General features: G+C 67.9%; 14 protein-coding genes and 2 pseudogenes. 11 read left to right on the top strand and 5 right to left on the bottom strand.

Features of this window, described 5'->3' with window-relative positions:
- The first annotated feature begins 96 nt into the window (after positions 1–96).
- The 5 genes from V5F63_RS14705 (at position 97) to V5F63_RS14685 (ending at position 5,672) form a co-directional block, all read left to right on the top strand.
- Complete coding sequence (locus V5F63_RS14705) at positions 97–2,160, top strand: ParB/RepB/Spo0J family partition protein (protein ID WP_012116550.1); 2,064 nt, start codon at positions 97–99, stop codon at positions 2,158–2,160.
- Between the two features lie 92 nt (positions 2,161–2,252).
- Positions 2,253–3,290 carry a DUF7146 domain-containing protein gene (locus V5F63_RS14700; RefSeq protein WP_149577259.1) on the top strand — a complete coding sequence of 346 codons (1,038 nt, stop codon included), beginning with the start codon at positions 2,253–2,255 and terminating at the stop codon, positions 3,288–3,290.
- Between the two features lie 339 nt (positions 3,291–3,629).
- A complete protein-coding gene (locus V5F63_RS14695; protein ID WP_012116552.1) occupies positions 3,630–4,553 on the top strand; it encodes a DUF2493 domain-containing protein in 924 nt (307 codons plus the stop codon).
- Between the two features lie 385 nt (positions 4,554–4,938).
- Positions 4,939–5,106, top strand: coding sequence for a hypothetical protein (locus V5F63_RS14690; RefSeq protein ID WP_188079546.1), 168 nt, complete (start codon positions 4,939–4,941; stop codon positions 5,104–5,106).
- 137 nt (positions 5,107–5,243) lie between these two features.
- Positions 5,244–5,672, top strand: a complete 429-nt coding sequence (locus V5F63_RS14685) for a hypothetical protein (protein ID WP_012116554.1) — start codon at positions 5,244–5,246, stop codon at positions 5,670–5,672.
- Positions 5,673–6,026: 354 nt separating this feature from the next.
- Here V5F63_RS14685 and V5F63_RS14680 read toward each other — a convergent pair whose 3' ends face one another.
- The gene (locus V5F63_RS14680; protein ID WP_012116555.1) at positions 6,027–6,236 is read right to left on the bottom strand and encodes a hypothetical protein; all 210 of its coding nucleotides are present in this window, start codon (positions 6,234–6,236) and stop codon (positions 6,027–6,029) included.
- A 128-nt stretch (positions 6,237–6,364) separates the two neighbouring features.
- Between V5F63_RS14680 and V5F63_RS14675 the strand changes: the two genes are divergently transcribed.
- From V5F63_RS14675 to V5F63_RS14650, 6 genes and pseudogenes are all read left to right on the top strand, one after another.
- A complete protein-coding gene (locus V5F63_RS14675; protein WP_232847539.1) occupies positions 6,365–6,718 on the top strand; it encodes a hypothetical protein in 354 nt (117 codons plus the stop codon).
- A 138-nt stretch (positions 6,719–6,856) separates the two neighbouring features.
- Positions 6,857–8,755 (top strand): DUF3141 domain-containing protein, encoded by a 1,899-nt coding sequence (locus V5F63_RS14670; RefSeq protein WP_149577258.1) that lies wholly within the window; start codon positions 6,857–6,859, stop codon positions 8,753–8,755.
- A 2-nt stretch (positions 8,756–8,757) separates the two neighbouring features.
- Positions 8,758–9,357 carry a Spy/CpxP family protein refolding chaperone gene (locus V5F63_RS14665; RefSeq protein WP_149577257.1) on the top strand — a complete coding sequence of 200 codons (600 nt, stop codon included), beginning with the start codon at positions 8,758–8,760 and terminating at the stop codon, positions 9,355–9,357.
- Between the two features lie 67 nt (positions 9,358–9,424).
- Entirely contained in the window at positions 9,425–9,718 is a 294-nt protein-coding gene (locus tag V5F63_RS14660) for a DUF2933 domain-containing protein (RefSeq protein ID WP_188079545.1), read from the top strand.
- Positions 9,715–10,227: pseudogene (locus V5F63_RS14655) on the top strand (methyltransferase family protein); the annotation flags it as partial. The gene V5F63_RS14660 and the pseudogene V5F63_RS14655, both read left to right, overlap by 4 nt.
- A 153-nt stretch (positions 10,228–10,380) precedes the next feature.
- The gene (locus tag V5F63_RS14650; RefSeq protein ID WP_232847551.1) at positions 10,381–12,768 is read left to right on the top strand and encodes a heavy metal translocating P-type ATPase; all 2,388 of its coding nucleotides are present in this window, start codon (positions 10,381–10,383) and stop codon (positions 12,766–12,768) included.
- A gap of 276 nt (positions 12,769–13,044) precedes the next feature.
- On the opposite strand, the pseudogene V5F63_RS14645 reads toward V5F63_RS14650, so the two are convergent.
- The 4 genes and pseudogenes from V5F63_RS14645 to V5F63_RS14630 all read right to left on the bottom strand — a co-directional run bounded on the left by V5F63_RS14645 (position 13,045) and on the right by V5F63_RS14630 (position 19,372).
- Positions 13,045–14,172 (bottom strand): annotated as a pseudogene (locus tag V5F63_RS14645) (MFS transporter).
- Positions 14,173–14,270: 98 nt separating this feature from the next.
- Positions 14,271–15,791, bottom strand: coding sequence for a multicopper oxidase family protein (locus V5F63_RS14640; protein WP_149577255.1), 1,521 nt, complete (start codon positions 15,789–15,791; stop codon positions 14,271–14,273).
- Between the two features lie 62 nt (positions 15,792–15,853).
- On the bottom strand, positions 15,854–16,228 hold the full coding sequence (locus V5F63_RS14635; protein ID WP_149577254.1) for a hypothetical protein: 375 nt from the start codon (positions 16,226–16,228) through the stop codon (positions 15,854–15,856).
- A gap of 12 nt (positions 16,229–16,240) precedes the next feature.
- Positions 16,241–19,372 (bottom strand): efflux RND transporter permease subunit, encoded by a 3,132-nt coding sequence (locus V5F63_RS14630; RefSeq protein WP_394102817.1) that lies wholly within the window; start codon positions 19,370–19,372, stop codon positions 16,241–16,243.
- Between the last annotated feature and the right edge of the window lie 6 nt (positions 19,373–19,378).

Below are 19,378 nucleotides of genomic sequence, written 5' to 3'. Positions count from 1 at the left end.
GGCGCTGCCCTCAGAGGAAGAGGGCGGCGCCGTCCTTCGTGACGGGTTGGAGGCCAGAGAGAGGTTCTCTGGCCGCCCGTCGCGGAGAAATATCCCATGGCCACGGCCGTTCAGAAGATCACCCTTTCGTCCTCCCGCGACATCCCTTTCAACAAGCTGGTGCTGAGTCAGGCCAACGTCCGCCGGGTGAAGGCGGGCGTCTCCATCGAGGAACTCGCCGAGGACATCGCCCGGCGCGGCCTGCTCCAGGGCCTCAATGTCCGAGCCGTGGTCGATCCCGACGGCGTCGAGACCGGCATGTATGAGATCCCGGCCGGCGGGCGGCGCTATCGGGCGCTGGAGCTGCTGGTGAAGCGCAAGCGCCTCGCCAGGACGGCCCCGGTGCCATGCATTGTCCGTGAGGGCGGCATCGCCGAGGAGGATTCCCTCGCCGAGAATGTCCAGCGCGCGCCGCTCCATCCCCTCGACCAGTTCCGTGCCTTTCTCGCTCTGCGGGAGAAGGGCCAGTCCGAGGAGGAGATCGCCGCCGCCTTCTTCGTCTCGGTCGCGGTGGTGAAGCAGCGGCTGAAGCTCGCCTCGCTCTCTCCGACGCTCCTCGACACCTATGCCGAGGATGGCCTCACCCTCGACCAGCTCATGGCCTTCACCGTATCGGGCGACCATGAACGGCAGGAGCAGGTGCTGGAGCGTCTCGCCCAAGCTTACGACAAGCAGCCCTATGTCATCCGGCGCATGCTGACGGAGGGCGCGGTGCGGGCATCCGACAAGCGGGCCCGCTTCATCGGCATCGAGGCCTACGAGATGGCCGGCGGCACGGTGCTGCGCGACCTGTTCCAGGGCGATGACGGTGGCTGGCTGCAGGATGTGCCCCTCGTCGACCGGATGGTGGCCGAGAAGCTCGTCGCCGAGGCCGACGTGATCCGGAGCGAGGGTTGGAAGTGGATCGAGGTCGCGCCGGACTTCGCCTATGGCCACACCTATGGCCTACGCCAATTGCGGGGCGAGCCCATGCATTTGACCGAAGCGGAGGAGGCTGCGCGGGAGGCAGCCCAGGGGGAATACGATCGTCTGTCCGAAGAACATGCCGATGTCGACGAGCTTCCCGAAGAGGTCGACGCGCGGCTCGGGGCACTCGAGGCGATGCTGGAGGCCTTCGAAGCGCGTCCTCTCGCGTTCGATCCGGCGGAGGTCGCCCGGGCCGGCGCCTTCGTCAGCATCGCACAGGATGGAAAGCTCCGGGTGGAACGGGGTTTCGTCCGCCCGGAGGACGAGGTGCCGGTCGAGGAGGACCATGACCCTTCCATCGAGACCGACGGTGCCAACCTCGTGGCCTCATCCCCTCGGCAGGAGGCGGCAGCAGGCGATGCTCCTGGCGAGCCCGAGGAGGAGGACGGCCTCACCCCCATCTCCGACCGGCTGCTCACGGAGCTGACCACCCACCGCACCCTCGGCCTGCGCCATTCGCTGGGCGAGCAGCCTGACGTCGCCTTCCTTGCCGCGGTCCATGCCCTGACGCTGAAAGCTTTCTACGCCTATGGCTCGGACAGCTGCCTTGAGCTCGATCTCAAGAGCGTCTCGTTCAATGCCCAGGCGCCGGGCCTCAATGACAGCGTCTCCGCCGAGTCCATTCGTGTCCGGCATGAGAGCTGGGCCAAGGCTCTGCCGAAGGAGCCGGGCACGCTCTGGGACACCTTGAGCGGGTGGGACCACGACAGCCGGGCCGCACTGTTCGCCCATGTGGTGAGCCTCTCGGTCAATGCGGTGCATGAGGCCTGGAACCGCCGTCCCCGCGCCTTCGCCCATGCCGATAGGCTGGCGCAGGCGGTGTCGCTCGACATGGCAGCCGTCGGATGGAAGCCCACGGTGGACACCTTCCTCGGCAGGGTCACCAAGGCCCGCATCCTGCAGGCGGTGACCGAGGCCAAGGGGGAGCGCCCGGCCGAGCGGATCGCCCACCTCAAGAAGGGCGACATGGCCCGGGAGGCCGAGACCCTCCTCGCCGACAGCGGCTGGCTCCCGGAGGCGCTGCGGACCCAGCCCTTGGACACCGTCGGCGAGGAAACGGCGGAGACCGACGGCGAAACGGCCATGGCCGACAGCGAAGACCTCGCCGACACTGAGGAGCCCGAAGCGATCTCCTCCTCGATCGCTGCCGAATAATCCTCCCCGGGCAACCTGGCCCGCCGTCTGTGGCTCCGCGATCCCCCCTATCGCGTGGCCCGGACGGCGGGCCATTTTCTTGGAGCGTCCCCATGACGGATGTGACCCATGATCTGGCCCGGCAGTTGGGGCGGCAGGCGGAGGCAGTCTGCCGCCATTATCTCTCCGCGGGCCGACGGCAGGGGCACTATTGGCAGGTCGGCGATGTTCGCAACTCTCCCGGCCGCTCCATGTTCGTGCGGCTGACGGACACCGCGAAGGGCCCAGCCGGAAAATGGACCGACGCTGCCACGGGCGAGCACGGCGACCTCCTCGACGTGATCCGCGAAAGCCGGGGCCTGCTCAACTTCACCGATGTGGTCGCAGAGGCTCAAGCATTTCTGCGCCTTCCACCAATCTCACCAGACGCGGAAGCTCCTCATGGCGGAAAGCAATGTTCCTCACGTGATCCGGTCATCTCGGCACGACGGCTGTTCGCCGCTGCAGAGCCGATTTCGGGCACAATCGTAGAGGCGTATCTGCGGACCCGCGGCATCTCGGCTTTGCACGAAACCGGAAGCTTGCGCTTTCATCCTCGCTGCTTCTATCGCCCGGCTGCGCACGGGCCCATTCAACCCCTGCCGGCCATGATCGCTGCCGTCACCGACCTCAGGGGACGGATCATGGGCATCCACCGGACGTGGCTCGCTCCGGACGGATCGGACAAGGCGGCAATCGCCACGCCCCGGCGGGCCATAGGTCACCTGCTGGAGCATGCCGTTCGCTTCGGCCGAGTTGATGACGTGATGGCTGCCGGAGAGGGCATCGAGACGATCCTTTCCCTCCGCGGCGTGTTGCCAAGCCTCCCGACGGCAGCGGCGCTCTCGGCCGCCCACCTTTCCGCCATCGCCTTTCCACCCGGGCTACGGCGGCTCTACATCGCCCGCGACACCGATCCGGCCGGCAACAGGGCACGGGACAGCCTCATTGCACGAGCGAACTCCACCGGGATCGAGGCCATCGTGCTCTCGCCGACGCTTGGCGACTTCAACGAAGATCTGCGCGCCTTTGGCGTTGACGCCTTGCGGGCGCAACTCCGATGTCAGCTTGCTCCCGAGGACGTCGCCCGCTTGTCCGTGACGAGCCCATGATCTGGAGTGGCTGCGAGCGGGAATGCTCTTCCGCCACGCTCTGATACCCACCGCCGACAGAGAACCCGCAGCCAGGCCTTCCAGAGGGCGATCGGCCGGCAGTCGTCCCGGACCGGCAATGGCTCCGGCCGGTGATTTTCCGTCGCCGGTGTTTCCCCACGACGCAGGCGTCGCAGGGCCCCGACACGCGGCGTTCCATCGCGAAGCAAAATCCCCGGCCTTCGCCATCCTCCGCTCACGCTCCGGCCCCGCGCTTCCCGCGGGGTGCAGGTCCGTCCCGCCCGCCGGCTTCGTCGCCATGAAGGCCGCAAGGCTGCGGTCCAACCGACGGAGCCTCCCATGAGCACCGAGCACGACGGACCCCGCCACGCTTCCTCTCCCACCGATCACCTGCTGCAGGAACTTCAGCTCTATGGCTACCGTCCCTCGGACGACGAAACGGATCCGCGGCCGCTTCCCGATGCCGACCGCATCACCGGCGCAATTGCCGACATCTTCGATGCCCTCATCGCGACGCTGCAAGACACTCGCCTCGAGCCGGACCTTCCCGATCTCCTGTGGTCGACCGTCCATCTCTTCCACCGTGCCGCCGGCCGTATCTCGGGCACCCTTGACGACAACGAGCAAGGCCAGCGCCGCAGCCAGCAGGAACAGGACGGCAGCGAGGTGCGCTCGGCGGAGCTGGAGCGACTCATCGCCGAGGGCCAGAGCCTCATGGAACGCCGCAACACCTTCGAGCTGATGCGCGACGAGGCTGCCGATGCCTTCGAACGGCACACCGGCTCAGCCTGGCGCCCGCGCTCCGGATCCCTGGTGAACCATCGGCACCTCACCGCAGCCCTCATCGACAGCCGCGATTTCCTCGCCGCCCGCAGGCGGGCTGAGACCGAGGTGATGATGCCCACAGGTCCGAAGATCGCCTTTTCCGGCGGCGACACGATGGACCACACGCACATCTGGGCGAAGCTCGATCAGGTCCGCGCGAAGCACCCTGACATGGTGCTGCTGCACGGTGGCTCGCCCAAGGGTGCCGAGAGGATCGCCGCCTGCTGGGCCGATGCCCGTAAGGTGCCGCAGGTCGCGTTCAAGCCCGACTGGACACGGCACGCCAAGGCCGCCCCCTTCAAGCGCAACGACCAGATGCTCTCGGTCATGCCCATCGGGGTCATTATCTTCCCCGGCACGGGCATCCAGGACAACCTCGCCGACAAGGCCCGCAAGCTCGGCATCCCGGTCTATCGGTTCGGGTCAGGCGGCGCATGAGCGCTGCCCCCTTCTCGACCATCGGAATCGAATTTCACGAGCCCTGAACGTTTCTCATGAAAGTGCTGGCTCCATTATCGATTTTCACCGGACTGACGAGCAGGACCTGTACTCATCAGACGTGTAGCTGAACAAAGCCTCCAGAGTCAGCTTATGCAGGGAGACGGCCGCACCTGCCGATCTTCGAGCGACCATCCACCCCCGCTTTTTTTGCGCTGATCCTTGGTCCGGCCGAGGGCCTGACGCCATCAACCCGCAAGGGGTCGGCTACGCACCGCGTGCCGCCGCTCCGCTTCGCCGTCGCGGTGATTGCGGCCATCGGCCGGACCAATCGGGCGCCTGTCAGCGGGGGATGGTCCTCCGCTTCGAGCAGGAGCCGGACCCCATGTCCTCTACCGATGCGCAGGCCTTCGCCCTCAGCCTTGCCAAGACCCTGATGGTCGTCATCGTGATCTTTCGCGCCGGCGACGGCAGCCTCTCGGTCGTGCCGGCCGACGAATTCGACGGCGATGCCTCCCAGATCGTCTGGGAGATTGATCCCTTCGCCAGATAGCGGAGGGAGCGCGGAAGTCCCGAGCATCCCCATTGCAGGGATTCCGGCGGCTTTTTCCCTTGCTATGCTGGTGATCGCGCCGCGGTGGTGGTGGTGGAAGGCGCAACCGTCAGAGCTTTCCTTATGGAGATACCACCATGATTTTCCTCGGCATCCTGCTTGGTCTCGCCGCCATCGCGTTATTCTGCTGGCTGCTGTTTACGCTCGCGGTCTTCGCGCTGCCGTTCTTCGCCGCTGTCAGCGCCGGCACTTGGGCACACCAAACCGGCGCGGGCTGGCTCGGTGCGATCGTCGTTGGCCTGATCGCCGGGGGCATCACGCTCGGCATCGGCCAGGTTCTGTTCGCGGTCGTTCGTCCGATGTGGGCGCGGCTCCTCTTTGCGCTCGCCTTCGTCATCCCGGCCGTCATCGTCGGCTATCACGCCACGCATGGCATCGCGAAGCTCGCCATGCCGTCCGAGACGTGGCAGATCGTCTTCTCGATCATCGGCGCTATTGCCATCGGCGTCACGACGCTGTTGCGGGTCGCGGCCAGCGCGTCCAGTTGGGACCTTGCGCAGATCTGAGCACGCTCCATGTCATTCGGCAGGGCCGGAGCCGAAAGAGCCTTGCCATCCATGCTGTCCGAGGATGCGGATCGGTGGCGCCGTCCGGATTGTGGCAGAGGCCCAAGCGGCGGTCGATCGCGATTACTTGAGACGAGACGACGCCACGTGGTCGGTCGCGGACCAGCGCATGATGGGAGCTATCTTATCTGGTCCTACCCGTCGCGGCGGAAGTGCACGGAGCCGGCCCGGAACGGGGGACGTGAAGCCGAAGAGGATCGGGCCGGTCTTCTGTGAGGTTGCGGAGGCCGCCATCATCCCCGTTCGGCATCCGTCCGTCGACGCGCCAAGTCGAACAGAGCCATTATTCATGGCTCACCCGATACCGCCCGCAAGCCCATAGAGCAGTCCGAGCACTGAACAGCCTGCCAAAATCGTCATCACGCCGAGGTGGAAGCGGAACACGGCGTTGAGCGCGGCAAGGGTGAGGATCAGGGACGCTGGCCGGATCGACGCCAACATCGGCACCTCCAGGCCCAGTCCCAGCGTGTTCAGCGTGATGATCTCGCCGAACAGCACGTGCAACAGGTGACCTCGTCGGCGCCCGCGTTGATCCTGCTCAAGGCGGTCCTTTCATGCGCACCTATGATGAGGCATAGTTCGCCGGTGAGGCGATGAGGCATATGATCAGGCTCAGGTCGGCAGCGGGGTGGGTGAAGGTGCTGCCAGCGATCCTGGTGGCAATGGCCATGCTGTTCGGACCCATCGCGAGCGCCTATTCCGCGCCGTGCCATGACGAGGATTCGGCATACGCAGCTGCGGCGGATCATCCGTACCAGATCGCCTCGCTTGATCCCGCAGATCATCATCCGGACGAGCCGACCCAACCCGCTGAACACGGAAAGTGCTGCAGCGTCTCCTGCAGTGTCTATGTGCCCGTGGCCGACGGCGCGAGCCTGCACGTTCTGGATCTGACCTTTGTTCGAGAGCCCTTTGATCTCGCCAACCAGGCCGCGGACGGCTTGGCGGTCTTGCCCGGCCTCGATCCCCCGCGTTTCCAGAGCTGATACCGGTCTCAACGCATTTCAGGCGTGAGGCGGACGCGCGAAGCAGCGCCCGTTGAGGGCGCCGGCGCGTCGACGTGCCGCAAGATGCCCCCGAAATCAGCGTCGGCCTCGTGCCGATGGCGAAACGAGGACCTTTCCATGTATGGTCGCGACACGCTTGCCGAGCCTATGGCCGGCACGGCTGCGCTTGGACAATCCGGACCGACTGGCACCGGAACCCCGCGGCAAACCCGAAATGCCCAAGGGAGCGCCTTCTCCAGCGATCCCGGAACGTTCGCTCGCGATTTCTTGTCCTATGGCAGGGACGTGGCCGAGCGCTGGATCCTGTTCTGGGACACGCTGCGCCAGCGGGCCGACAACATGCTGGCGCACGAGCGCGCCGGTAAGCCGGCTCTGCTCGACTTCGACTATGAGGTCCTGCTCGATGCCCGCCGGCTCGAGCGTCCGGCAAACTATGCCCTCCTGCGCGTGACCCGCGTGGGGGACGAGTGCCTGGAAGATTGTCTGGACGCGGCCAAGCCGCCCGTGGTGATCCTCGACCCGCGCGCCGGCCACGGCCCCGGCATCGGTGGCTTCAAGCAGGACTCCGAGGTCGGCATCGCCCTGCACCAGGGGCACCCCGTCTATTTCGTCACCTTCTATCCAGAGCCCGCCGCGGGGCAGACGCTCGCCGACGTGCTTCACGTGCTGCGGCGGTTCGTCGAGGAGGTGTCATGGCGACATTCCGGCGCCGCGCCTGTGCTCTATGGGAACTGCCAGGCCGGCTGGGCGGTGACGCTGCTCGCCGCGAACTGCGCGGGGCTGGCCGGACCGGCCGTGCTGAACGGGACCCCTCTGTCCTACTGGGCCGGCGAGACCGGCATCAACCCCATGCGCATCGCCGCCGGCTTCGAGGGCGGGGCGTGGTTGACACACCTTCTCGCCGACCTCGGGGACGGACGCTTCGACGGCGCCTTTCTGGTGCAGAACTTCGAGGGGCTGAAGCCCGAGGCGGTATGGGAGAAGTACGCGAACCTCTATGCCCACATGGATACTGAGCGGGAGCGGTTCCTCGCCTTCGAGCGCTGGTGGGGCGGCTATTACTTCCTGAGCCGCGAGGAGATCCTCGCCATCGTGGAGAACTTCTTCGTCGGCAACAGGCTGGAGCAGGGCCGCGTCCGGATCTGCGAAGGGTGCCATGCGGATCTCAGGCGCATCCGCAACCCGCTCGTGATCTTCGCATCCTATGGCGACAACATCACGCCGCCCCATCAGGCGCTCGGCTGGTTACCGATCGTGTACCAGGATACGGAAGATCTCAAGGCGGCGGGCCAGCGCATCGTCTATCTCATCAACCGCCATGTGGGTCACCTCGGCATCTTCGTTTCCGCAAAGGTTGCGCGGCTGGAGCATCGGGCCATCCTCGAGAGCCTGCCGCGGATCGAGACGCTCCCGCCCGGCCTCTACGAGATGAAGATCGACAATCCGTCCGGCGATCCCGATTGCCGTGAGGGCGCCTATCAGGTCCGCTTCGAGGCGCGCGAGGTGTCCGACATCCGCTTCGCCCGGCAGGACCCTGCCTTCGAGCGCGTGCGCGACCTGTCGGAGCGCAACGAAGCCTTCTACCGCACGTTCGTCAGCCCCTGGGTACGGGCGCTGACGACGCCCTGGTCGGCGGCGATGCTTGAGACGCTGCACCCAATGCGCACCAGCCGCTACCTGTTGTCGGAAGGCTTTATGCCCTGGATGCGCGATGTCCGATGGCTCGCGGAGCAGGTCGCCGCCGACCGGCATCCGGCCGCAGCGGACAACCCCTTCAAGGTCGAGGAGGAGCACGTCGTCTCGCGCGTCGCCGAGGGGATCGAGCAGGGCCGGCGCCTGCGGGACGCCCTGTGGGAGCGCCTCTTCGACAGTCTCTATGACGGCGTGGGCAGTGCCCACCCAGCCGGTGCGGACCCACAGCACAGGAGTGAGGGCACAGGGCCACAGGATACACGGAGCGGTTTGGATTTCCAGGCGGCCGGCATCAGCCGGACCGCAGCGATAGGAGAGAACTGACTATGACGACGTTTCGCAATCTGATGCTCGCCGGCGCGCTGCTGCTCTCGACGCCGGGCTTCGCCGAGGACGCGCACCATCCGCCGGAGGCCCAGCCTGCTGCGCCCCAGGCTGCCGCGCCGGCACCGCAGCCATCTCAGGCCACGCCGACGCCAGGTGGCCCTCAAGGCATGATGGGGCCGGGCATGATGGGGATGATGGGCCAGGGTGGCATGGGCATGATGGGCGGCGGAAACGCAGGGGCCGGCATGGGGATGAGCCAGATGATGGACCCCGACCGCATCGCAGGGCGCATCGCCTTCCTGAAGGCCGAACTGAAGATCACTGAGGCGCAGCAGCCCCTGTGGAGCGCATTCACGGAAGCGCTCAAGGCCAATCGCGCCATGATGGGTGACATGCAGGAGATGATGATGGCCGCGCAGGGCGGCTCGGCGCCGACCCTGCCGCAGCGGATCGACGGTCACGAGCGCATGCTCGTCGCCCGCCTCGAAGCGGTGCGCCGCCTCAAGGCCGCGCTCGGGCCGCTCTACGCGTCGTTCGACGAAGCGCAGAAGCGCACGGCGGACCAGCTCATGATGCCGGGTGGAATGGGCCCCATGTGAGCGTCGAACCTCGCTGGCGGGTCGGCGATCGCAGCCGGCCTGCTTCGCTCAGGTGGAGGAGGACCAAATGTCCTTGCATGACGACACCGGCCATATGCCGCGGCCCGGCAATGACACCGGCACGCGCGCCCCGCACCGAAGCTTCTGGCGCTCGCCCGGCGGCATCGTCGCCATCGGCTTTCTTCTCGCGGTGGCCTTTCTTTTGTTCTCGGAGCACCGCGTCCATGCGCTGGGGTATCTGCCCTTCCTCCTGCTGCTCGCCTGCCCGCTGATGCACATGTTCATGCATCACGGCCACGGCCATCATGCGGGACACCAGCCAGGCGAACGGCCGCCGGGTCCCGATGGGGGCAACCGATGACCGAGACCTCCGCTTATGGCCTGTGGGGCCTCGTGATCATCAACTCGGCGGTCTTCATCCTGTTTGCGGCAAGCTTCACCCGGCTGCAGACACCGCGGGACTGGCGCACGCTCGGGGCGTTCTCGGCCTTCATCCTTGCCCTGTTCACCGAGATGTACGGCTTTCCGCTGACCATCTATCTCCTGTCGGGATGGCTCGGCCGGCAGTTTCCCGGTGTCGATTTCTGGTCCCACGACGCCGGCCATCTGCTGGAGACCCTGTTCGGATGGCGCGTGAACCCCCATTTCGGGCCGTTCCACATCTTCAGCAATATTCTGATCTTCGGCGGCTTCTGGCTGCTCGTCGCGAGCTGGAACGTGCTTTATGCGGCCCAGCGCGATCACCGCCTCGCGACCGAAGGTCCCTATTCCCGCGTGCGGCATCCCCAGTACGCCGCTTTCGTCGTCATCATGTTCGGCTTCCTGCTGCAATGGCCGACGCTGGTCACGCTCGCCATGTTCCCCATTCTCGTCTCGGTCTATGTGCGGCTCGCACGGCAGGAAGAAGCCGCAGCCCGCACTGAGTTCGGGCCGACGTGGGATGATTATGCCAGCCGCGTCCCCGCCTTTTTCCCCGTATCGGAATTTCATCCGCGACAGCCCCTCGCTCCGGAGACCGCCCTCATGACTGAGCACGACACGCACGCCGGCCACCATCACCACCACGACCATGCAGTTCACCCGCCCGAAGGCGCCGGGATCGCGCCCACGGAAATGGTCAAGGATCCCGTCTGCGGCATGGAGGTGAACCCGGCCACCGCCGGGTTCCGGTCGGACTACGGCGGCAAGAGCTATTTCTTCTGCTCGGCAAAATGCCACGACAAATTCGACGCAAACCCTTCTGCCTATACCGCCGGTGCGGCGGAAACGCCGCCCGCAGCGAAGGGTCAGCCTCAAGGCGTGATCTACACCTGCCCCATGCACCCGCAGATCCGTCAGCTGGGACCGGGCAACTGCCCCATCTGCGGCATGACGCTGGAGCCCGAGGTGGCGACAGGCAAAACCGGTCCCAGCGCCGAGCTCGTGGACATGACGCGCCGCTTCTGGATCGGCCTTGCGCTGGCGCTGCCGGTGCTGGCCCTGGAGATGGGCGGGCACCTCACCAATCTCCACATGCTGCTCGGCGCGCAAGCGTCCAACTGGACCCAGCTCGTGTTGGCAACACCGGTGGTGCTGTGGGCGGGATGGCCGTTCTTCACCCGCGCCTGGCAGTCGCTGGTCACCCGCCGCCTCAACATGTTCACGCTGATCGCCATGGGCACGGGCGTGGCGTGGGCCTACAGCGTGGTGGCGACCTTCGCGCCGCAGATCTTCCCCGCGACCTTCCGCGCCGCCGACGGATCGGTTGCCATCTATTTCGAGGCCGCTGCCGTCATCACAGTGCTGGTCCTGCTCGGCCAGGTGCTGGAGCTGCGCGCCCGCGAGCAGACCGGCGGCGCCATCCGCGCCTTGCTCGACCTCGCCCCCAAGAGCGCCCGGCGCGTGCGTGACGACGGCAGCGACGAGGACGTGGCGCTGGAGGCGGTCGTGGTGGGCGACCGCCTGCGCGTGCGGCCAGGCGAGAAGGTGCCGGTGGATGGCAAGCTGGTCGAGGGCCGCTCCTCGGTGGACGAATCCATGATCACCGGCGAATCCATGCCAGTCACCAAGGACGTCGGCGCGAAGGTCATCGGCGGCACGCTCAACCAGAGCGGCGGCTTCGTCATGCGCGCCGGCAAGGTGGGGCGGGACACCATGCTGGCGCAGATCGTCCACATGGTGGCCGAGGCGCAACGCTCGCGCGCGCCGATCCAGCGCCTCGCCGACGAGGTATCCGGCTGGTTCGTGCCGGTGGTGATCGCCATCGCGGTCCTTGCCTTTGCGGCGTGGGGCATCTTTGGGCCGGAGCCGCGCTTCGCCCACGGGCTGATCGCCGCCGTGGCGGTGCTCATCATCGCCTGCCCCTGTGCGCTCGGGCTGGCGACGCCCATGTCCATCATGGTGGGCGTCGGTCGCGGCGCATCCATGGGCGTGCTCATCAAGAATGCCGAGGCGCTGGAGCGGTTCGAGAAGGTGGACACGCTGGTGGTGGACAAGACCGGCACCCTGACGGAAGGCAAGCCGAAGGTGGTCGCGCTGAAGACGGCCGGCGCCTTGGAAGAGGACGCGCTCCTGCGGCTTGCGGCGACGCTCGAGCGGGCGAGCGAGCACCCGCTCGCGGCGGCCATCGTCGCCGCGGCGGAGGAGCGCGCCCTGCCTCTCGGCGAGGCCCAGGATTTCGACAGCCCGGTGGGCAAGGGCGTGACTGGCACGGTGGACGGCCAAAAGCTCGTCATCGGCAGCCACCGCATCATGGGCGAGGAAGGCGTGGACCTCTCCCCCCTGTCGGCCGAGGCCGAGGCGCTACGCGCCGATGGTGCCACCGTGATCTTCGTTGCAATGGACGGGCGCATCGGCGGCCTCATCGCCATCGCCGACCCGGTCAAGGCGACCACCCCCGTGGCCTTGGCGGCGCTCCGGGCCGCCGGGGTCCGCGTCGTCATGCTCACCGGCGACAATCGGACGACCGCCGAGGCGGTGGCCCGGCGCCTGGGCATCGACGAGGTGGAAGCAGAGGTGCTGCCGGAGAACAAGGCGCAGGTGGTGACGCGGCTGCGCCAGGAAGGGCGGATCGTCGCCATGGCCGGCGACGGCGTGAACGATGCGCCCGCCCTCGCCGCGGCGGACGTCGGCGTCGCCATGGGTACCGGGACGGACGTCGCCATCGAGAGCGCCGGCGTGACGCTGCTGAAGGGCGATCTCCAGGGCATCGCCCGCGCCCGGCAGCTGAGCCACGCCACCATGAGCAACATCCGCCAGAACCTGTTCTTCGCTTTCATCTACAATGCGGCCGGCATACCGGTGGCGGCGGGCGTGCTCTATCCCCTGTTCGGGCTTCTGCTGTCGCCCATCATCGCCGCCGCGGCCATGGCGCTGTCATCGGTCAGCGTCATCGCCAATGCCCTGCGCCTGCGGCGCACGCCGCTTGGCTAAGGCGTCCTCGTTCTTGGACTGCAGAGACGGATCCGGCTCCAGGGAGGGAACCATGCTGAATTTCGACGGAATGATGGGCTCCGGCATGTGGGGGATGTGGCTGTTCGGCCTCCTGATCCTGGTCCTGGTCGTCCTCGGGATCGCGGCGCTCCTCAAGTATCTCGGCCGATGAGAGTGCGTCCCGGGGACGAAAGGGGTGGGCAGGCCAAGCCTGTCCACCGCCCCCTGTCGGACAGGACCAGCGCGCCTCCCGCGACGATGGTCGGCGGGACCGCCTCAGGACTTCCGGCTGGGATCGAAGGTGATCACGAGCGCGGATGCGAGGAGGGCGAAGACGGCGCCGACGATGAACGTCGCCCGGGCGCCACTGATGTCCCACAGCAGCCCGGCGGCAAGGCTCGCCGCCAGCGTCGCGAGGCCAGTGGCGAGGTTGAACAGGCCGAAGGCTGATCCGCGCAGCGCCGCCGGGGCGTTCTGGGCCACGAGCTTGGCGAGAAGGCCCTGGGTGAGCGCCATGAGCGCGCCCCACAAGCCGATGCCGAGGAACGCCCCCCACAGGCCCGGGACGAAGGCGAGGGAGAGGTCGGCCGCCACCAGCACGGCAAGGCCGCTGAGCAAAAGCCGCTCCGGCGGCGCCTGATCCGACCAGGCGCCGGCGGGTTAGGCGCCGAGGGAATAGACGACATTCATCGCGACGAGCACGAACGGAGCGAGCGCCAGCGGCAGTCCCTCGTCGTAGGCATTCAGGACGAGGAAGGCCTCGCTGAAGCGCGCGAGCGTGAAGACGACACCGATGGCCACGACGACAAGGAAGGGACGTTCGAGGCGCCTGAGATCCGCGATCCGCACCGGTGGAGGCCGGCCTGTTCCAACCGTGCCCACGGACCTGTCCTCGACGCCGAGGACGACGCAGAGCACGGCAAGAGCGCCGGGAACGAGGGCGACCCAGAAGACGGCCCGCATGTCGTCGGCGAACAGCGCCATCAGCGCGACGGCAAGCAGCGGCCCGACGAAGGCGCCCACCGTGTCGAGGGCCTGGCGCAGGCCATAGGCGCGTCCGCGGATCTCGGGCGGGGTGACGTCGGCCGCAAGCGCATCGCAGGGCGCGCCCCGGATGCCCTTGCCGACGCGGTCGGCGAAGCGCGCGGCGAACACCATCGCCGGAGCGCCGGCCAGGGCAAAGAACGGCTTGGATGCGGCGCCGAACCCGTAGCCGAGCAGGATCAGCGGCTTGCGCCGACCGAAGTGGTCCGACAAATAGCCCGAGAAGACCTTCGCGATCTGCGCGCTGGATTCCCCCACGCCCTCGATCATGCCCATCATGGCGACGCTCGCACCGAGGGTGCCGGCGAGGAAGAGCGGCAGCAGCGCGTGGATCATCTCGGACGAGATTTCCATGAACATGCTGACGAAGCCGAGGGCCCAGACGGTCCTCGGGATGGCGGGGCGCGGACCTGCAGCCTCCCGCCAGGCTTCCTGCTGCTTCCTGTCCACCTCGATCGTCAAGCCACCTTCACCACCGCCATCATCCCGGTGGCCATGTGATAGAGGTGGTGGCAGTGCAGGAACCACTCGCCCCTCTGCCCGGCATCGAAGGCGATGGTCACGGGCGTGTGCGGCGGCACCATCACCGTGTCGCGCAGGGCGCCTGCAAAGCGGCGCCCGCCGATGCCCACCACCTGGAAATGGTGGCCGTGCAGGTGCATGGGATGGCTCATGCCGGTGGGGTTCAGGAAGGTCATCTCCACCCGCTCGCCCTGCTGCACGCTGAAGGGCACGTCCTCCCCGTGGATGCGGCCGTTGATGGTCCAGCGATAGCCCGGCTCCTCGCCCAGCATGATGGGGAAGACCTTGTCCGCCCGCCGCGCCGGGAGAGGATTTAAGGCGGAAAGCCGCCCCTCGAAGGCGAGGTCGAGAAGCCCCTGCGGTCTGTCGGCCGTCTCCCCGAGGCGGGCGATGGCAGCACCGGCCGTCGCCAGCACGAAGCCGGTGCGACGGGGCGAGGCCTCCACCTGCGCCAGCACCGGAAAGGCACCGCCCCCTGCCGGGATCTCCACGAGGAGGTCGATGCGCTGTCCCTGGGCGAGCGGAAAGGCATCCGCCACCAGCGGGGCGCAAGGCGTGCCATCGACCGCGATGCAGGTCGCCTTCAGGCCCGGCACGGTTATGAAGAAGGCGGTGGCGGTGCCGCCATTGATGATGCGGAGCCGCACCCGACCGCCCTTCTCCACCTGCACCACCTCGGGATCGGCGAGGGTGCGGCGGTTGGCAAGGAAGGCGTCGTAGGCAACATCGTTGGCGTGCACCATCATGCCGCCGCCTTGCATACCTCCCCCCTGCATCGCGGCGCCCATTCCAGCGCCCGGCCCGGCACCCATTCCCCCCATGCCGTGGCCGGAGTGGTCCATTCCCGGCATCGCCATTCCCGGCATGCCTTGCATCTGCTGGCCCATGCCGTGACCACCGTGGCCGCCGTGTGCGTTCGCTCCGCCGAGTTCGGCCAGGATCTCCTCCGGGCTGCGGAAGGAGAAGTCGTGCAGCATCACCACCACGTCCTGGACATCGCCCGCGTCCGCCTCCCGGGTGACGAGGGGCGCGGCGAGCAATTGCTGCTCGCTCAAGGTGTGGGAGTGCATCCAGTGGGTGCCCGGGGTAAGGCGGAAATCCACCTGATCGATGCCCCCGGGGGCAAGTTCGCCGCCATTGGGACGGGCGAGGTCCTGGTCCGGCGGGGCGAAGATCTGGCCGTGCCAGTGCATCACCGCAGGGCTCTGCGAGGCGTTGAGCACCGCGCCGGTGAGCCGGTCTCCCTCCTTGGCGAAGAGGCCCTCGCCGGAAGGGCCCTTAACGGCGAACACCTTCGCCGCCTTGCCGTTCACGTCGAGGGTGAGGCTTTCCACCGTGAGAAGCGGAGCCGCAAGGGCGCGCTGCCAGCCGCTGGAGAAGGCGAGGGCGCCGAGCGCCGCGCCACCGGTCAGGACGGCGCGGCGGGAGAGGGCGGATTGGAACACGGGTCGGGTCATGATCGGCCTCTTTGGCTCGTCGCCGGGCAGACGAGGCGAAGCGAAGGGGTTTCGGGCGGTCTTCAATATTTGGCCTGAGCGGAGGCGCCGTCGGGCGCGGAGATCTGGACCACGCCCTTCACGCCCTTTGGGATGGCAACCGCCGCCGTCCCGGCGAGCCGGTTGCCGCCGGCGGGCGAGAGGGGAAAGCGCTGGGCCTTGCCGTCCACCACGAGGATGGCGTTGGCCTTGAAGCCCTCGGCCGCCACCGGCTTGTCGGCGCCGTCGCTCAGATAAAGCGCGACATTGGGCGTGCCGTCGGCCACCAGCTCCGCGTGGTAATGGCCGGCATCCACCCGCACCCCGCCGTTCGCCCCCGCGCCGGGCTCGTGGGCCAGGACGGGCAAGGCGACCAGCGGGAGACTGAGGACGGCCGGCAAAAGGCGGCGAAAGATCATGACAGGCTCCGGTCAGAAGGCGTCCGCGCGGGCGGCGGCGGTGGAGGGGGCGGTCTCCCACGCCGCTGCCACCAGCCGCTCCAGCGGGCGTCGGCCATGGCGCAGGACGAGGACGGGGGTGAGAACGGCGTCGAGCAGCGTGGCACTGACCAGGCCGCCGAAAATGGTGATGGCGACGGGGTGGAGGATCTCCTTGCCCGGAACCTCGGCCCCGCTCATGAGCGGCAGCAAAGCGATGCCGGCGGACGCGGCGGTCATCAGCACCGGCGTCAGCCGCTCCAGGCTGCCGCGCATCACCAGAGCGGGGCCGAACGCCATGCCCTCGGCGATGGCGAGATTGATGATGTGACTGATCTTCAGGATGCCGTTGCGCGCGGCGATGCCGGTGAGCGTCACGAAGCCGATCATGCTCGCCACCGACAGGGGCTGCCCGGCGATCCACAGCGCCACCACCGCGCCGATGAGCGCCAGCGGCACGCTCCCCATGATGATGGCGGCGAACAGCGCCGAGCGGTAGCGGCTGTAGAGGAGCGCGAAAACGAGTAGCGCCGACACTGCGGACAGGCCGCCGATGGTGCGCATGGATTGCTCCTGCGCGGCGAAGGTGCCCTCAAGGCTCGCGGAGATGCCGGCCGGCAGTGCGGTCGCCGCGATCACTTCACGCATGTCGGCCACCACCACCGCCACGTCGCGCCCGCCGGAGGTGTTGGCCAGCACGACGATGCGCCGGCGCCCGCCCTCGCGCAGGATCTGGTTCGGCCCGTCCGTCTCCGTCACCTCGGCGACCTGCGAGAGCGGCACCCAGCCAGAGGGCGTCTCGATCAGCAGGCCCGAAAGTCCCTCCGTGGTGCGCGCCGCATCGGGCAGGCGGACCACCACGTCGAAGCGCCGCGCGCCGTCCACGAGGCGGGAGACCACGCGGCCGTTGGAAAGCCGCTCCAGCGCGTCCGTCACCTGCGCGGGCTGGAGGCCGTAGAGGGCGGCGCGGCCATAATCCACGCGCACCGTCACTTCCGGCACGCGCACCTGCCGCTCCACCTGCAGGTCCGCAAGGCCGGGAATGCCGGCGAGGCGCCCCCGCAGGTCTTCCGCCGTAGTTCGCAGGGTATCGAGGTCGTCGCCGAACAGCTTCAGGGCGATCTCGGCCCGCACGCCGGAGAGCATGTGGTCCAGCCGGTGGGAGATGGGCTGGCCCAGGTTGAAGGCGGCCGGCAGCACCGCGAGGCGGTCGCGGATGTCGGCGGTGATCTCGGCGCGGCTGCGGGCGGAGGGTCCTAGATCCACCTCGATCTCGGAGGCATGGACGCCCTCGGCGTGTTCGTCGAGCTCGGCCCGGCCGGTGCGCCGACCCACCGCCTTCACCTCCGGCACGTCCAGGATGAGCTTTTCGGCGACAAGGCCCATGCGATGGCTCTCGGCGAGGGAAAGGCCCGGCCGGAAGGACATGGAGATGGTGAGCGAGCCCTCGTTGAACGGCGGCAGGAAGGCGCGCGGCAGGCCCACGGCGGCCGCCACCGCCGCGAGGAAGAGAAGCGCGGCTGCGCACATCACGAGGCGCTGGTGGCGGAAGGCGGCGGCGAGCAGGCCGGCGTATCCGCGCTTCAGACCCCGCACCAGCACGCTCTCCCGCTCCACATGGCGGCTGAGTGCGGGGAGCAGGTAAAAGGCGAGCACCGGCGTGAGCGTGACGGAGGTGACAAGGCTCGCGAGGATCGAGACGATATAGGCCTGCCCCAGCGGCGCGAACAGTCGCCCCTCGATGCCCGGCAGCGCGAACAAGGGCACGAACACCAGCACGATGATGAGCGTGGCGTAGACGATGCCGGAGCGCACCTCCCGGCTCGCCGCCACCACCACGTCGAATACCGGCCGCGGCGCCGCGGCGGCGGCATTCTCGCGCAGGCGGCGGAAGATGTTCTCCACGTCCACCACCGCGTCATCCACCAGCTCGCCGATGGCGATGGCGAGGCCGCCCAGCGTCATGGTGTTGATGGAGAGGCCGAAGGCGTGGAACACGATGGCCGTGGCGAGGATCGACACGGGTATAGCGGTGAGCGAGATGAAGGTGGTGCGCCAGTTGACGAGGAAAAGGAACAGCACCACGGCCACCACCGCCATGGCCTCCATCAGCACCTTTTCCACGTTGCCGATGGAGGCGGAGATGAAGTCCGCCTGCCGGAACACCGGCGGCGAGATGCGGATGCCGTCGGGCAGCGTGTGGTTGAGGTCGTTGACAGCGTCCTCCACCGCGCGGGTGAGGGCAAGGGTGTCCACCTCCGGCTGCTTCTCCACCGAGACGATCACCGCCGGCCGACCCATATAGCCGGCATCGCCGCGCTTCAGGCGGGCCGCATAATCCACCTGCGCCACCTGGTGCAGGAAGACGGTGCCGCCGCCGGGACGGGGCAGCACCAGGCCCTTGAGATCATCGAGGCTGAGGGTGCGGCCGATGTTGCGGATCAGGAACTCGCGCCCGCCGTGGTCGGCAAAGCCACCGCCGGAATTGGTGCCGAACTGCGCCACCGCCTGTTCCAGCACATCGACGGAGATGCCGAGGGCGCGCATGGCGGCCGGGTCCGGCGACACGCGGAACTGCCGCACCTCCCCGCCCATGGGAATGACCTGCGCGATGCCGGGAATGGCGAGCAGGCGCGGGCGGATGATGAAGTCCGCCGCCTCGCGCACCGCCATGGGGGACGCGGTGTCGCTCGTCACCGCGAACATCAGGATCTGCCCCATGATGGAGCTGATGGGCCCCATCTGCGGGGCGACGTTCGCCGGCAGCCGGTCCCGCACCAAGGCGAGGCGCTCGGCGACCTGCTGGCGGTCGCGGAAGATGTCGGTGCCGAAATCGAATTCCACATAGAGAACGGAGAGCCCCACCCCCGACACCGAGCGAAGGCGGATGAGGCCCGGCAGGCCATTCATCGCCGTCTCCAGCGGGAAGGTGACGAGCTGTTCCACCTCGGCCGGGGCAAGGCCCTCCGCCTCGGTCATTATGGTTACGGTGGGCCGGTTGAGGTCCGGCAGCACATCCACCGGCAGGCGGGTGACCGCATAGGCGCCGGTGAGCACCAGCGCGAGGGACAGCGCCAGCACCAGCAGGCGGTTGTTGAGGGACTGGGTGACGAGGAAGGTGAACATCGGCCG

It is taken from the genome of Xanthobacter wiegelii, from assembly GCF_043193855.2.
In the GTDB taxonomy this organism is placed as follows: Bacteria; Pseudomonadota; Alphaproteobacteria; order Rhizobiales; family Xanthobacteraceae; genus Xanthobacter; species Xanthobacter flavus_A.
This window is presented reverse-complemented; position numbering and strand designations above follow the sequence as displayed.

Coding starts and splice junctions, on each gene's coding strand:
- V5F63_RS14705 (WP_012116550.1), top strand. CDS start 97: ATGGCCACGGCCGTTCAGAAGATCACCCTTTCGTCCTCCCGCGACATC.
- V5F63_RS14700 (WP_149577259.1), top strand. CDS start 2,253: ATGACGGATGTGACCCATGATCTGGCCCGGCAGTTGGGGCGGCAGGCG.
- V5F63_RS14695 (WP_012116552.1), top strand. CDS start 3,630: ATGAGCACCGAGCACGACGGACCCCGCCACGCTTCCTCTCCCACCGAT.
- V5F63_RS14690 (WP_188079546.1), top strand. CDS start 4,939: ATGTCCTCTACCGATGCGCAGGCCTTCGCCCTCAGCCTTGCCAAGACC.
- V5F63_RS14685 (WP_012116554.1), top strand. CDS start 5,244: ATGATTTTCCTCGGCATCCTGCTTGGTCTCGCCGCCATCGCGTTATTC.
- V5F63_RS14670 (WP_149577258.1), top strand. CDS start 6,857: ATGTATGGTCGCGACACGCTTGCCGAGCCTATGGCCGGCACGGCTGCG.
- V5F63_RS14665 (WP_149577257.1), top strand. CDS start 8,758: ATGACGACGTTTCGCAATCTGATGCTCGCCGGCGCGCTGCTGCTCTCG.
- V5F63_RS14660 (WP_188079545.1), top strand. CDS start 9,425: ATGTCCTTGCATGACGACACCGGCCATATGCCGCGGCCCGGCAATGAC.
- V5F63_RS14650 (WP_232847551.1), top strand. CDS start 10,381: ATGACTGAGCACGACACGCACGCCGGCCACCATCACCACCACGACCAT.
- V5F63_RS14640 (WP_149577255.1), bottom strand. CDS start 15,791: ATGACCCGACCCGTGTTCCAATCCGCCCTCTCCCGCCGCGCCGTCCTG.
- V5F63_RS14635 (WP_149577254.1), bottom strand. CDS start 16,228: ATGATCTTTCGCCGCCTTTTGCCGGCCGTCCTCAGTCTCCCGCTGGTC.
- V5F63_RS14630 (WP_394102817.1), bottom strand. CDS start 19,372: ATGTTCACCTTCCTCGTCACCCAGTCCCTCAACAACCGCCTGCTGGTG.